Source organism: Paenibacillus beijingensis (assembly GCF_000961095.1).
Classification (GTDB): domain Bacteria; phylum Bacillota; class Bacilli; order Paenibacillales; family Paenibacillaceae; genus Paenibacillus_O; species Paenibacillus_O beijingensis.
This window is the reverse complement of the sequence record NZ_CP011058.1, coordinates 1,270,535-1,284,002: the sequence shown is the minus strand read 5'-3', so window position 1 is coordinate 1,284,002 and position 13,468 is coordinate 1,270,535. Positions and strand designations below refer to the sequence as shown.

At 51.9% G+C, this 13,468-nt stretch carries 13 protein-coding genes and 2 pseudogenes; 6 read left to right on the top strand and 9 right to left on the bottom strand.

The window, feature by feature from the left end; all coding sequences use genetic code 11:
* Positions 1-22: 22 nt before the first annotated feature.
* A complete protein-coding gene (locus VN24_RS05955; RefSeq protein WP_045669637.1) occupies positions 23-1,027 on the top strand; it encodes a tripartite tricarboxylate transporter substrate binding protein in 1,005 nt (334 codons plus the stop codon).
* A gap of 207 nt (positions 1,028-1,234) precedes the next feature.
* Here VN24_RS05955 and VN24_RS05950 read toward each other — a convergent pair whose 3' ends face one another.
* On the bottom strand, positions 1,235-2,548 hold the full coding sequence (locus VN24_RS05950) for a PQQ-binding-like beta-propeller repeat protein (RefSeq protein WP_045669636.1): 1,314 nt from the start codon (positions 2,546-2,548) through the stop codon (positions 1,235-1,237).
* 87 nt (positions 2,549-2,635) lie between these two features.
* On the opposite strand from VN24_RS05950, the gene VN24_RS05945 reads away from it, so the two are divergent.
* The 3 genes from VN24_RS05945 (at position 2,636) to VN24_RS05935 (ending at position 6,155) form a co-directional block, all read left to right on the top strand.
* Positions 2,636-3,685: an Ldh family oxidoreductase gene (locus VN24_RS05945; protein WP_045669635.1), complete on the top strand. Its 1,050-nt coding sequence runs from the start codon at positions 2,636-2,638 to the stop codon at positions 3,683-3,685.
* A gap of 119 nt (positions 3,686-3,804) precedes the next feature.
* Positions 3,805-4,743 carry a hydroxyacid dehydrogenase gene (locus VN24_RS05940; protein ID WP_045673027.1) on the top strand — a complete coding sequence of 313 codons (939 nt, stop codon included), beginning with the start codon at positions 3,805-3,807 and terminating at the stop codon, positions 4,741-4,743.
* 398 nt (positions 4,744-5,141) lie between these two features.
* Positions 5,142-6,155 carry an SDR family NAD(P)-dependent oxidoreductase gene (locus tag VN24_RS05935; RefSeq protein WP_045669634.1) on the top strand — a complete coding sequence of 338 codons (1,014 nt, stop codon included), beginning with the start codon at positions 5,142-5,144 and terminating at the stop codon, positions 6,153-6,155.
* Between the two features lie 387 nt (positions 6,156-6,542).
* Here VN24_RS05935 and VN24_RS05930 read toward each other — a convergent pair whose 3' ends face one another.
* From VN24_RS05930 to VN24_RS05915, 4 genes are all read right to left on the bottom strand, one after another.
* Complete coding sequence (locus tag VN24_RS05930; protein WP_045673026.1) at positions 6,543-7,133, bottom strand: DUF2306 domain-containing protein; 591 nt, start codon at positions 7,131-7,133, stop codon at positions 6,543-6,545.
* 361 nt (positions 7,134-7,494) lie between these two features.
* Positions 7,495-8,124, bottom strand: coding sequence for a hypothetical protein (locus VN24_RS05925; protein ID WP_045669633.1), 630 nt, complete (start codon positions 8,122-8,124; stop codon positions 7,495-7,497).
* 76 nt (positions 8,125-8,200) lie between these two features.
* On the bottom strand, positions 8,201-8,422 hold the full coding sequence (locus VN24_RS05920; protein WP_045669632.1) for a helix-turn-helix transcriptional regulator: 222 nt from the start codon (positions 8,420-8,422) through the stop codon (positions 8,201-8,203).
* Position 8,423: 1 nt separating this feature from the next.
* Positions 8,424-8,870, bottom strand: a complete 447-nt coding sequence (locus VN24_RS05915) for a hypothetical protein (RefSeq protein ID WP_045669631.1) — start codon at positions 8,868-8,870, stop codon at positions 8,424-8,426.
* Between the two features lie 479 nt (positions 8,871-9,349).
* Here VN24_RS05915 and VN24_RS28790 point away from each other — a divergent pair.
* Both VN24_RS28790 and VN24_RS28785 read left to right on the top strand, forming a co-directional pair.
* Positions 9,350-9,517: pseudogene (locus VN24_RS28790) on the top strand (transposase); the annotation flags it as partial.
* Positions 9,518-9,805: 288 nt separating this feature from the next.
* Positions 9,806-9,970 (top strand): annotated as a pseudogene (locus tag VN24_RS28785) (IS5/IS1182 family transposase); the annotation flags it as partial.
* Positions 9,971-10,185: 215 nt separating this feature from the next.
* Here VN24_RS28785 and VN24_RS05905 read toward each other — a convergent pair.
* From VN24_RS05905 to rfbF, 4 genes are read right to left on the bottom strand one after another with little or no spacing between them, the layout of a single operon-like run.
* A complete protein-coding gene (locus VN24_RS05905) occupies positions 10,186-11,142 on the bottom strand; it encodes an NAD-dependent epimerase/dehydratase family protein (RefSeq protein ID WP_045669630.1) in 957 nt (318 codons plus the stop codon).
* On the bottom strand, positions 11,139-11,588 hold the full coding sequence (locus VN24_RS05900; protein WP_045669629.1) for a dTDP-4-dehydrorhamnose 3,5-epimerase family protein: 450 nt from the start codon (positions 11,586-11,588) through the stop codon (positions 11,139-11,141). Before VN24_RS05900 ends, VN24_RS05905 begins: the two co-directional genes overlap by 4 nt.
* 16 nt (positions 11,589-11,604) lie before the next feature.
* Entirely contained in the window at positions 11,605-12,726 is a 1,122-nt protein-coding gene (rfbG, locus tag VN24_RS05895) for a CDP-glucose 4,6-dehydratase (protein ID WP_420798604.1), read from the bottom strand.
* Entirely contained in the window at positions 12,690-13,463 is a 774-nt protein-coding gene (gene rfbF / locus VN24_RS05890; protein ID WP_045673024.1) for a glucose-1-phosphate cytidylyltransferase, read from the bottom strand. The genes rfbG and rfbF overlap by 37 nt, the downstream gene beginning before the upstream one ends.
* Between the last annotated feature and the right edge of the window lie 5 nt (positions 13,464-13,468).

Below are 13,468 nucleotides of genomic sequence, written 5' to 3'. Positions count from 1 at the left end.
CAAATTAATGGAGGTGTCTACTATGTTTGGGAAAAAGAAAAAGCGTACGATTACCGGCATCCTGCTGCTTGCCGCAGCCGTAGCACTAAGCGGATGCTCGGGAGCACGCCAGTCGGCGGACAACTATCCGACGAAACCGATCGAACTGGTCGCACCCTACTCGGCCGGAGGCGGAGTCGATCTTGTCATGCGCGCAGTAGCCGAGTACTTGGGCAAGGAATGGGGACAAACGATCACGGTCGTCAACAAGCCCGGGGGAGGCGGCGCCATCGGCGCCCAATATGCGCTCAAAGAAGCGCCCAAAGACGGTTATACGGTGCTCGCGGTCAACAATTCCAATACGACGATGCTGACGGCGGGCAGCAAAAATCCGGCGGTGAAGCTGGAAGACCAAATTTTCGGCGCGATGATCGCCGGGGATGCGCTCGCTTACGCCGTTAAAGCGGATGCCCCTTGGAAAGATTTTAAGGAATTTTCCGACTGGGTGAAGCAGCATCCGGAGCAGCTGACGTGGACGAGTGTCGGTGCGGCCGGCTTCTCTTCCTTCGGCGTGGCGGAGTGGCTTAACGCGATCGGGGCGGATTTTACGAAAACGCGGATGGTCACGTCCAAGGGGGCCAGCGATTCCGTACCGAAGGTGGCCGGGGGTCATGCCGTGCTGGCGGTACACACGGTCGGCGAAATGTATGCGATGGCCGAGGCGGGCAAAATCCGGATTTTGGCCGTTCAATCCCCCGAGCGCAGCCCGCTGCTGCCGAATGTTCCGACGACTGCGGAGCAGGGTCTGCCCGATCTGGCCGTTAAATGGTGGACGGGAATATCGTTTCCGAAGGGCACTCCGGATGCGGTTATTAACAAGTGGCAGGATGCTTTGGAAAAAATGGAGCAGGACCCGGTGTTTATCGAGCAGCTGCGCAAAATTCATTTGAACCCCGCGTATCAAAATTCGGAGCAGTTTGTGAAAACGATCAACGAGGAAACCGCGCGCAGCACGGAAATTGCCGAGAAGAACGGCATCCGAAAGTGAGGGGAAAAAGAGAGCCGCTGCGCGGCTGGTTTGGGCTTCCGATCGCCACCGCCCCCGGATTCTAGGATTCGATAAACCCTTACAGGGTTAGAATCCGGTGACAAAAGCGACCGCTAACGCTTCTCCAGCTCCAAACCAGCCGCTCCGCTCTCCTTTTTCGAGGGAGGGCACAGGGGGTGCAGCGCGAAATTCTCGCTTTCATTGCGCTTATTGCTTTAAGCTTTCCGGTTCCCGAAATGCGATCAGTTGCCCTTTTGCTTGAACAATGATCATTCCAGATTCCAGCAGGGGCGTTCCAAACGTACGGCTTCCGGTTTGCAGACGAACCTCCGCCTTGGCTGTGCGCAAATTGATCGCAACGACATAGCCGTCGGTTTGCGACAGGTACATGCCTTTGTTCAATAAGTCGAAGCGGGCGGTCGGATTGGTAATACCTTCAAAGCTGATGGTTGTGTTATTTACGGTTTTTATCGCGGAAACACCCCGGCCGTTTGAGAAGAGAAGCTTTCCATTGTAGGGGCCGGCGGCATATCGGTAATCCAGACTGCCTTGCAGTGAATAGATAGCCGGTTTCGTCTTGGCCGGATCGGCTTCCTCCGGATATTCATAGACTTTAGTGTCGGCAATCAAGAAGACTTTGCCATCACTTAAAACGAACTTCGCACCGAATGCTTGCTCCATCGTATCTTCATTGAGATTCTCGGGGTTATAGACGACGCTTTTGATGATCTTTCCGGTCTTCGGATCGATCGTATCCAGTGTAGGCAGCTTGGTTTGCTCCAGCATCGTGCTTGTCCGGTCTACAACAATCGCCTTGTCGTTCGCTATCAAGGGAGTGTTATGTCTAGCCTGCTCCCATTGCTTTTTTCCGGTTTTCCGATCATAGGCTCGCAAAATATCATAGGTATAGGCTCCCGACTCTACGCTGGCCATCAGCACCAGATTTTCTGTTAGGGTCAGCGGACCGCTCGCCGCCCAATAATTATTGTCCTGCCACTGCAGCTTACCGGTTGAGATATCGTACGCCCGGATATGTCCATTCGTAATCAGCACTTGACCGTTTGCTGCCGTGATCGAAGACAAGCCGGGAGAGGGTGCGCTGCTTTTCCAGCGCTTCCTGCCAGTTGAAGCATCAACCGCAAAAAGGTAGCCATTTGCCGAAGCAACGTAGATGGTTCCATCTTTGTTGTACAAAGGGAGCTGGAGACCGCTGCCGAAGGTCCACCGAACATGTCCCGACTTAGCCTCAAATGCGGTAAGTTTACCCTTCTGCAGGACAAACACGCTGCCTTTATCCGATGCAGCATAGTCTGTGCCATACTGCGACCCGGCAGGAATGTCAGCTGGTTTCCGCCAAACCGGCATGATTGTCTTGCCTTGTCCGTACGTTTCTTCATAATTGGCTCCAATGAACGAAGCGGCAGGAGATATGGCCCACGCCGAATGTACGCCGGTCATTAGGAGAACGCCTGTTAATACTGTGATAAGCAGTACAATGGAATGACGCTGTTTAGACAACATAGATATGACTCCTCCTCAAAAATGATCATGTACAAAATTAGACGCAATTTCATGGAAAAGGTTACCATGATAAGGAGGGGATGAGCAATGAAAAAGGAACCGGCTTTATATACGCCGGAGCGGCTGCAAGCTTTCGCCGGGCGCGTCCTTGTGCTTTTAGGTGTGCCGGAGGCGGATGCGCGGCTGACGGCGCACGCTCTGCTGCAGGCCGATTTGGAAGGGGTTGAAAGCCACGGGATCAGCCGGCTTCCGATTTACGCCAAGCGGCTGCGCGAAGGCCGGATCCGCGCCAACCCCGACATCCGCATCGTCAGGACCGGCTCTGTCCTGAAGGTGGACGGGGATAACGGGCTTGGGCAGGTCGTTTCGGCAAGAGCAGTGGAAGAGACGATACCGCTCGCCCGGGAAGCGGGAATCGCCGCCGCGTTCGTGCGCGGCAGCAATCACTTCGGGGCGGCGTCGTATTACTGCCGGATCGCTTGCGAGGCCAATCTGGCGATGATCGCGATGACGAATTCGCCTCCGGCGATTGCCCCGTGGGGCGGGAAATCGCCGTTTTTCGGCACCAATCCGATTGCCTTTGGGTTTCCGACCGGACATGGAGCGCCGATCATCGCCGATCTGTCCTCCAGTGTGGCGGCACGCGGAAAAGTGATTCTGGCGAAAGCGTCTGACCGCAGCATTCCGCCCGGTTGGGCGATTGATGAAGACGGTTATGAAACGACCGATCCGGCCAAAGCGCTGCGGGGGACGATGCTTCCGATCGGAGGCGCCAAAGGCTACGCGCTTGCCATGTCGATCGAAATGCTAACCGGCATATTAAGCGGAGCGGCCTTCGGCCCGCACGTGGGCAGTATCTATAACGATTCGGACGGTGAGGCCAACGTTGGCCACAGCTTCATCCTGCTCGATATTTCCAAATGGATGGATATGGAAACGTATTTGCAGGAGACGGACCGGATGATCGGCGAAGTGACCGGCTCTCCGCGAAATGCGGATGCGGACCGGATTTATTATCCAGGCGAGCGCAGGCAGAATGAGTACGCCCGGCGCAAATCGCAGCCGCTCAAGCTGACGGAGCAAACGGAAGCCGAGCTGCTGCAGCTCGGAAGCGAGCTGGGTATTCCGTTCGAATAGGCCAGCGAAAAAATCGAATCAACAAACGGATGCGGCCTGACAGAAGCCATGCTGCGATGCAGCCATGCAGCGATGCAGCTCGCGCCGGTATATGCGCGAACTTCGGAAAGGAAACGCAAATGAAAATTGTGATCAGCGAATGGAATGAAGAGTCCGGCATCCGGCTGCTGCGGGACAAGGGATGGTCAGTCCTTTATGAACCCGAGCTTTACCGGGATCCGCAGCGGCTTCGGCGCGAACTTGATGAGGCCGATGCGTTTATTGTTCGCAACCAGACGAAAGTGGATGCCGCGGTGATAAACGGCGCGCCCCGTTTGAAAGTGATCGGCAGGCTGGGCGTCGGGCTGGACAATATCGATTTGAAGGCGGCGGAAGCGAGCGGGGTGAAGGTCGTCTATGCGAAGAACGCCAATGCCGCCTCTGTTGCCGAATATGTCATGGGGGCCATGCTTACGATAGCAAGGCCGCTGCTGCCTGCCCATGCCGATGTACGCAGAGGAGGGTGGGCGCGCAAGCAATTTACGGGGTTTGAATTATACGGAAAAACTGTCGGTCTGATCGGCGTCGGCGAAATTGGCCACCGGCTGGCTGGACGCGCCAAAGCGTTCGGCATGAAAGTGATCGGGTGCGATCCCCTCGTCTCTCCGTACGATTACCCGGTCATGGAAACGGGAGTCGAGCCGGTTTCCGTGCAGCGGCTGCTCGGCGATGCCGATTTTGTCAGCATCCACGTCCCGTTGACGGCGCAAACGAAAAACCTGATCGACGGCAATGCCATCGCGTCCATGAAATCGCAAGCTTATCTGATCAACACGTCGCGCGGCGGAGTCGTGAACGAAACGGATTTATTCGCGGCGTTGTCGCGCCGTTCCATTGCAGGTGCCGTTCTGGACGTGTTGGAACGAGAGCCTCCGGAGCCCGGTTACCCGCTTTTCGCTTTGGACAATTGCATCGTCACTCCTCATATCGCGGGGTTGACCAATGAGTCGCAGGTAAGGGTTTCCGAATTGGTTGCCCGCGATGTAATTCAAATTTTGGACGAGCCCTTCAGGATATAGTAGTCATTTTTCCGATATAACGGCGCTTGCCTCTAAAAAAACCATGGACATCCGCTCCATGGTTTTTTTCGCTTAAACACGGTCGCTCATCCCTGAGAGGCCTCGATAGAGGTTTTCTCAAAATAATAAGAAAGTTTCACGCTTATACTTTCTTATATTTCACCGCGAAACGCATGGTCGCCCATTAAGACGGCGTCAGCCGTTTCTGCTTGATATGCTTGACGAAAAGGTGGCCGCCCTTTATTATTTATTTATCAATAAATATATTTGAAATCTTAACGCAAAGCATCTGCTCGAATTCGACTCTACTGGAATCTACTCTACTGGAATCAACTCTTTTTTTGGCCGTTCATTTATTGACTAATAAATAAAAAAATTCATTCTGGGAGGTTATTGACATGCGGGCGTTTGTGACGGGAAGCACGGGGTTGCTTGGGAACAATTTGGTTCGATTGCTCATTCAGCAGGGATATGAGGTCATTGCACTGGCAAGAAACGCCGAAAAAGCGAAGCGGATGTTTGGTGAGACCGGCCCGCGGATCGTTGTCGGAGATATGAACGACGTGGAAGCATTCGCTCCGGAGATGGCCGGCTGCGACGTCCTGTTCCATACCGCGGCTTACTTCCGCGAAGCATTAGGGAGCGGGGATCATTGGCCGATGCTGGAAAAGCTCAACATTACGAATACGGTCCGGTTGTTCGAGCTGGCCGAGCAGCAAGGAGTAGGGAAAATTATTCACACGAGCAGCAACAATACGATAAGCAAACGGCCGGACGGCAAGCCGGGCAATGAGAGTGATGTGGCTCAGCCGGAGAAAACCGTTCATCTGTACGGACGAAGCAAAGTACTGGGGGACCGGGCAATTGCGGCGTTTATGAAGACCCATGACATCCCGGTCGTAACGGTCATGCCGGGCTGGATGTTCGGCCCTGGCGATGCGGCGCCGACAAGCGGCGGAAGATTCGTGCTCGACTTTGTGAACGGCCGTATTTCCGGTGTGTTCGATTCCGGCTTTGACGTTGTCGACGCCCGCGACGTCGCGACCGCTATGATTATAGCCGCATCCCATGTAAAGGGAGGGGAACGTTACATTGTGAGCGGGCATTATACGAGCTTAACGGAGCTCTGCCGTGAGCTTGAAACAGTGACCGGCATTAAAGCTCCGTCGCGCCGGGTGCCGACGGCAATGATTTACTTCATCGCATGGATGACGGAACGGATTGCGGCGGTCACCAAGCGCGAAGCCAACTTGACGATCGATGCCGTTCGCGTCTTAACACAGAAGAATAAGACCAGCTCGGCCAAGGCGATGAAAGAGCTCCGAATCCGCTTCAGACCGCTCACGGAGACGCTTCACGACACTGCGCAATGGTACCGGAATTATCGACCTGATTTGATTGCATCGAAATAGGGAAATGAAGAACCGGGAACTCGAGCCGGTTCTTTTTTTATGAACACATATTCGAGACAACTGATATCTACTGGAAATGTTACCCTGTAGTGTTGAAAGATGAGCTAATTCTATTTAGGAGAGGAAGTTGCTGCCTGCTTCAACTGAATCAGCAGCCCTGCAGGGCTCCTGTTCTGCAATCAGCTCGTTGCAATCGAGCGAGAGTTGAAGGGGGCTGCGCCGGATGTCGGTTGACAAGAACTCAAGAGCGCCTTGAAACACTCTATAATCCGCGTCATGCTGTTTAAGGAAAATAAAGTATTAGACCGGAGATGTTGATTTTACGCGATTTTTGAGTTGGAAAAACGTCAGCTTTTGAAAAATTAGTTTTAGACCGTCGTCTACAAATTAATTCATACGGATGGCCCATTCGGCCACGGCGAGGTTGATCACCCAGCCCGCGCCCATCAGTAGCGCTCCGCTGAGCTCACTCGGCGGGCCAACGATCAATGCCCCGCCCAACTGGGTCAGCACCTGCGTGCCCGCGCCAAGCCCGATCGCGTAGCCGCGCATCATCCATGCACGGTGCCGGATCACGTCCCCTCGCCGGATCGCGGTAAAGCCGAGGAGGATGGACACGACCATGGCCGACCCAAACAGGAGCCGCAATGCATAAAGCAGCTCACCGGTGCCATCCGGGCGGGGATAGAACAGGGTCATCCACAGCCCTGAAAGCCCAACCAGCAGTCCGAATGGAACCAGTAGCCGCCCGGTCGCGCGGTGCCAGCCGGGCCTGCGCCGCCGGAAATTGGTTACGAACTGGAACGCGCCCAGGATGGCATACACGCTGGCGCTCAAGATATGCAGCACAACCGGCAGGGGCGACGCAAAGAATCGTGCGTTGGCCGGCGAGATTTCCGCTCCGCCGGCCAGCTCGGTTAGGCGGAAGGCGCCGGCGGCGAGCGGAACGGCGCTCAGCACGAGCAGTGCGGCGGGCACGAGCCACCCTGCCGAAACTGCTTTTGCCGGCGCTTTGGTTTTCTGTGACGTAGGTTTCCCTAACTCATTGAGCTGAGGCACATCGGGGGCTCGACCTTCATTTTTAGACATTCGCTTTTATTTTCAGCTCCTTGGACAGATTTACGCTGTGCAGTGTGCGTTTCATAGCGCGTTCCGAAGATACCGGGCCACGTGGTGAGGCGTCATCACCATCGGTGGTGATTAATAGGGTGACTATCGAGTACACAACTGAGACAAGCGGCCGTATGGCCGCTGTCCACTCCATGCAGTTTCCAGCGAACTTATTCGGCTCCGGTTTGGCGGAGCTGGGGGCTTCCACTGCCAGGGAAGGGTTCCGGGCTTACTCTCGCCGTTCAGACCAGAGCGCATATCCCAGCCAAGCCAGACCTAACCCCACCGGCACCGCCGCTATCCGCCCGAGTCCGTGCGGGAGCAGCGAAGCCGCGAGGGCCGATACGGCCCCGAAGGCAAGCACGCCGGCCGCCCAGCGCGGCAGGATACCGGCGCGGAACGTAGCGATGCCAACCAGCAGACCGCCGAGCATATACAGTACCCCTGATACCGGCGGTGCTGCTGTGAGGGCTCCGAGGCTCATCTCGCCGGCGGACCCACTGGAGAGCCCCAAGAAGCCCTCTACAAACTTCGGTGCGTCGGTCGCCAACAGCGGCAAGATAAAGGCTTCGGCGAAGGTAAAGGCCGTCACGAGCACCAGCCAGAGGCTATACAGGAGAAAGCCGGCCAGACCAAGCCAACCGGCCTCTTTCACTTGCCTTGCGTAGATCCCCGCAATGCCAAGCAGGCCGAAGAGGGACATGGCGATGGTCAAGTAGTGGACGATTGCCCATGCGCCGGTGGTGACCGACGAAAGAATTTCAGGTGGATGGATCATCTGAATGACCACGAAAAGGATCCCTGCCACCACAGCTGATAAACCTGCCCAACGGATGAGATTCGAGGCTGTTATCTTCATTGTGCTCTCCTTGATCTAGGTATTTGCCGAACCGTGATCATAAACAGTACTCCCACAATTAATCCGCTCTTCGCAATTAATCATGTTCTTCCTCGTAAGTGAAGACCTCCTCGACATGAAGATTGAATACGCGCGCAATGCGGAAAGCCAACTCTAACGAAGGCGAGTATTTGCCTTTTTCAATCGCAACTATTGTTTGCCTTGTCACACCTACTAGATCGGCCAGTTGTTGCTGGGTCATCTCGTTCTTGTTGAACCTCAGACTACGAATGTTGTTGCTGATGTGACATTTGACCATTTTAAACACCTTTCCGATAGAGATAGAGTCGCCAGATGATGCCGGCTACATCGGCCGTGAATCCTGAAAGAAACATGATGATGAACATTGAGGATAGCTTCATTTGAAGAACTAAGGAACCCATTGCAAGCAGAAACCCGAGAATGAACACAAAATAGGAAATTCTAATGGCCTTCAATTCGATGATCTTGTCGAGCTCGTCAGCGAAGGAAGGTGCTGCTTCTTTCGTCGAGAGCCAGTTGATGATAATGAATATGATCTCGATGATCATTCTCGCCACCATCGATACCGGGACGAGAATTAAGATCGCGGCACCCCAGAAACGGAAAAGCTCTGCCCCTTCCATGTTCGTATCATTGTACCGTAAATAGACATTCCAACAATAAGCTCCAAATACAACAATCGTGCTGATTAGCGATACAATATTCTTCTTCTCTTGATAGGACAACAAACATCTCCTCCGCTTATCTTCTATTAATTAGCAAGTAAATATTTCTATACATAATGTACTGTTAAGGATACATTGTGTCAAGATTTTTTTACATAAAGCTCGCTTGTCTCCAGCTCCCTTCTCGGCTCCAAATAGCAAAAAACGCCACTATGTCAGTGGACGTCTTGTGTGCTATATGGAGCCAAGGGGGATAACCCTCTTGCATGCCATGCAAAGCACTCTCCAAGTTGAGCTAATGCCCCAGATATTCAACTTATCCCCACGCTGCCCGATGTGCTCTCGAGATCAATTCGGAAATCAATGCAAGTTCTTGTCCGTAATCGGGTAAGGATGCAGATTCTTGTCTAACCCAAAGAACAAGGACTCACAACCATAATATGAAAAAACCGCGTAGCGCAGAGGCCACTGAAAAAGTCCTTTTGAAGTTTGAAAGGTACAGTCACTCAAGAAAAGTGAGATGGCTGTACCTTTTTTCTAATATGCTGCGGCAAATCAATGAGCTTGTTGACTTTTCCTTTGTGTATGAAGAACTAAAAGAGAACTACTGTCTGGACAACGGCAGAAATACGATCGATCCGATTCGGATGTTCAAGTACTTGCTGCTCAAGGCAATTTTTGAGTTATCTGATGCTGACCTCGTCGAAAGCAAGGCGATTATTGTCGATGCGACGCACACGAAAGCTCGCTACAACCAGAAGGCCCCTCGAGAAATTTTGCAGGACTGTTCCCGAAAACTGAGAAAAGCCGTCTACACGGTCGACAAACTACTAAAAGCCAAGTTTCCGGTGAAAAATACCAGCGATGTGCTTGAAGACGAAATTGCCTACTGCCAGAAACTTATTGATGTTCTTGAAGCAGAAGGAGGTGTCTGCGAGCTTCCCAAGATAAAAGAACCGCTCAATCTGCTCAAAGAAACGGTCGCAGATGACCTTGAGCAGTTGCGGATTCTCTACAAAATTGAGGCGAAGAACAGTGAACTCAAACACAGGCAAGGGTATGACGTAGCGTCCTCCTCGGGTCTTGTTGGCATGGAGTTACAAGGCGCAATGGCGATTTTCACTGTAAACCTAAAGAGAATATTGAAACTGATAAAGTAAGAGATCTGGACTACGGTCCTTTTGGAATAGCAAAAAGACGACCTTTCATCCAAAATATGGATAAATGGTCGTCTTTAAACACAGTTCTTCAGTAGCCTCGATAAAGAAAGGAATCATCTTCTATCCGCCTAAGTCCTCTTATCTTGTTGTATCCACAGAAATGGACGTACAGTAAACGAACTATACTTGTTGACAGCCCTATTTTGTTGCTCTCATCAGGTTTGAAAAATTGTCTGGCAATAACGAAGAGTGGCATCAATTTCGTCATGGAGCGGCTTGTATAAGGTGAATCCGGTTTTCTTCAAACGGTCGATTCGATAGTCCAGGGGCGGCGGCAGCTGCTCTGGTTTGGTTGGCTCAGGTAAATATAAAGAAGGCGTATATTCAAGGACGGCGGAACATCTCTCTATGATCGTGTTCACTAAATCGATAATTTGTATCGAACATTCTCCGCCAACATTGAATATCCGGTCAGGATAAGTGGGATCGATTTGCTCCAGAAGATGAACGACGGCTCGGCTAACATCGGTTAAAGTGACGAAATCTCTGTACTGCAGACCGGAAGAGCGCAGCTCCAGCTTCTTTGCCGTTGCGGCTTGCCGGCACAAGTCGTTAGCAATTAACGTCCAACGATCGACATGATCCAACGCCGGAACTCCAAATCCGTTGGATAGCCGGATAATGAGTCCTTCCAGCTTTCCTTTGGCGTGTTCCGCAAGAATAAAGTGTTCAGCAGCCAAGTGGGTAATGGCATAAGGATGAACGGGCTGAGGAACAGTGTCCTCGGTGATCGTTCCGGTTAAAGGGCCATAAATATGGGCAGTTGAGAAATATACGAATTTGTTCACCTTAGCCCGTTCCGCGGCCTGAAGCAATTTCATCGTGCCCAAAGTGTTGATCGCTACCGCTTGCTCCGGGTTTGCCAGTGATTCAATTTCATTGACGGCTGCCATATGGATGATAATGTCCACCGACTCACAGGCTCGGTCCAAATCGTCTTCCGACAGAAGGTTCATCGGTTCGATTGTACCCCGCTTTAGCCAAGAAGGAGGGGAGATGTCTTTCCGCCGAGTTCCGATTTTAACCGTATATTCGGTCGTTTGTTCCATATATTGTGCTATGCGCCCTCCGACATATCCCAGTCCTCCAGTAATGAGTACCGTCTTACTCATCTATGCTTCAAGCTCCAATCATAAGGAATGGCCGGGTCAAAAGGATCCATTCTCACAATTTCCCCTGCATCATGTGGAATTGAGGCACAATTGGCGACAATAGCCGTCTCTGTTCCGATACCTTTAAATCCGTTCCATACATAGGGGGGGACCGTCACCAAGCAATGATTGTCGGGACCTAAATATAGTTCTTGAATCATTTTGTAGGTGGGACTGTCTACCCTGGCATCGTACAGAACAAATTTAATGTGGCCATGAGGTACCGCATAATTAAGGATCATTTTGCGGTGCAGATGCCACCCTTTGATGACGCCGGGATGGATGAATGAGAAATAAATTTCACCGAAATTAACGAAAACGGGGTCATCCGCACGCAGCATTTGCATGATTTTACCGCGTTCATCAACAATTTGTTTTAATGGGGTCACTTTTACACCCTCAATCATTTCCTGCATTCCTCCTCTAGCTGGTATGAATGTATTCGTCGATCTGCGACAATGTAAACGTCAGAAGATCTCTTTGTTCTTCATAGGCTCGCGCCCATTCCACCACTTTATCGAGCGCCGTATCCAAATGCCATTTCGGCTTCCAGCCCAGCTCAGCTATAGCTTTGGAGCAATCGAGCTTTAACAATTGAGCCTCGTGCGGATGGTCCCCAGGCTGAATGTCGAAAGAGGCGGACTGTCCCCATTTGCGGCATAAACTATTGACGATCCACTGTACCGACTTTACATCTTGTTCATAGGGGCCGAAGTTCCAAGCTTGGGCATAGGCCGATCCATGCAGGTACAATTGCTGCGCCAGGAGGATATATCCGGACACTGGCTCGAGCACATGCTGCCACGGGCGCAGAGCATGGGGGTTGCGGATAACAATGCTCCGATTATGGTGCAGAGCGTTGATGCAATCAGGCACTAACCGATCCTTGGACCAGTCGCCTCCGCCGATGACGTTCCCTGCTCTGGCGGTAGCTACCGCTACTTTGAGGTCTGAGCCCGAGTGGAAAAAAGAATTTCGATAAGCCGAAGTCACGAGTTCCGAACAAGCTTTGGAGTTGGAATACGGATCATGCCCTCCAAGCCGGTCGTTCTCCCGATAACCCCATGGCCATTCGTTATTTTCATAGCATTTATCGCTAGTGACATTAAGGAACACTTGAATTCGTCCGTTACTGGCTGCCATCTCGCGGACAGCTTCAAGCAAATTAACAGTTCCCATGACATTGATTTCATACGTATCGAGCGGATGCTGATATGATTCTCTAACAATCGGTTGTGCGGCCATATGAATGACGATATCGGGATCGGCTTTCCGTAACGCCTCAGTCAACGTTTTTTTGTCGCGGATATCGGCATAATGGGTGGGCACCAATTGGTATAAACGGCAAAGCTCAAACAAGCTGGGGTTCGTATGGGGTTGAAGCGAATAGCCTGTCACATTGGCTCCCAGCGAATGCAGCCACATGCTGATCCATGAGCCTTTGAAACCTGTATTACCGGTGATGAAGACCGACTTGCCTTTCCAGAAAGAGGGGTCTATCATTCCCGTCACCACCGTTTCCACGGAGCCTGGTGCGTATTCCATAGATGCTCAAGCTCGTTCTTGTCCTTCATCGTATCCATCGGATGCCAAAATCCAGTATGCTTATAAGCCATTAATTGGCCGTCCTTGGCCAAATTCTCCAGCGGTTCTTTCTCCAAAATCGTTTGATCACCTTTGATATAATCCATAACGTCCGGATGCATCACGAAAAATCCCGCGCTACTCCATTGTCCGTCTCCTTTAGGCTTCTCTTTAAACGAAACGACTTTCTTATTGCTGTCCAGGCTCAGCGCTCCGAATCTGCCGCTAGGCTGAACCGCCGATACGGTCGCAAGCCTCCCATGGGATAAATGAAAGGTAAGCAAAAGATTTAAATCGATATCGGATACGGCGTCTCCATAAGTGAGGATAAACGGATCATTTCCGACATAATCAGCGACGCGTTTCACTCGTCCTCCGGTCATGGAGTGCTGCCCGGTATCAACTAACGTCACTGTCCACGGCTCAACTGCAGAATGATGAGCGATATAGTCGTTCCGGCCATTATAGTTAAACGTAACATCGGAATGGTGCAAATAATAGCGGGCGAAATAATCTTTAATCACATGACCTTTATACCCCAGGCAAATGATGAAATGTTTGAATCCGAAAGTGGAAAAGCTCTTCATGATGTGCCATAAAATAGGCATCCCCCCGATTTCGATCATTGGCTTCGGTTTGACGGCGGATTCCTCCATAATGCGTGTTCCTAGTCCCCCGGCCAAAATCACGACTTTCATCTTGT

Bases quoted from the DNA above. Each gene is read 5' to 3' on its own strand.
- rfbF (WP_045673024.1), bottom strand. From the start codon at position 13,463: ATGAAAGTCGTGATTTTGGCCGGGGGACTAGGAACACGCATTATGGAG.
- VN24_RS05950 (WP_045669636.1), bottom strand. From the start codon at position 2,548: ATGTTGTCTAAACAGCGTCATTCCATTGTACTGCTTATCACAGTATTA.
- VN24_RS05925 (WP_045669633.1), bottom strand. From the start codon at position 8,124: ATGAAGATAACAGCCTCGAATCTCATCCGTTGGGCAGGTTTATCAGCT.
- VN24_RS05935 (WP_045669634.1), top strand. From the start codon at position 5,142: ATGCGGGCGTTTGTGACGGGAAGCACGGGGTTGCTTGGGAACAATTTG.
- rfbG (WP_420798604.1), bottom strand. From the start codon at position 12,726: ATGGAATACGCACCAGGCTCCGTGGAAACGGTGGTGACGGGAATGATA.
- VN24_RS05920 (WP_045669632.1), bottom strand. From the start codon at position 8,422: ATGGTCAAATGTCACATCAGCAACAACATTCGTAGTCTGAGGTTCAAC.
- VN24_RS05955 (WP_045669637.1), top strand. From the start codon at position 23: ATGTTTGGGAAAAAGAAAAAGCGTACGATTACCGGCATCCTGCTGCTT.
- VN24_RS05945 (WP_045669635.1), top strand. From the start codon at position 2,636: ATGAAAAAGGAACCGGCTTTATATACGCCGGAGCGGCTGCAAGCTTTC.
- VN24_RS05905 (WP_045669630.1), bottom strand. From the start codon at position 11,142: ATGAGTAAGACGGTACTCATTACTGGAGGACTGGGATATGTCGGAGGG.
- VN24_RS05940 (WP_045673027.1), top strand. From the start codon at position 3,805: ATGAAAATTGTGATCAGCGAATGGAATGAAGAGTCCGGCATCCGGCTG.
- VN24_RS05900 (WP_045669629.1), bottom strand. From the start codon at position 11,588: ATGATTGAGGGTGTAAAAGTGACCCCATTAAAACAAATTGTTGATGAA.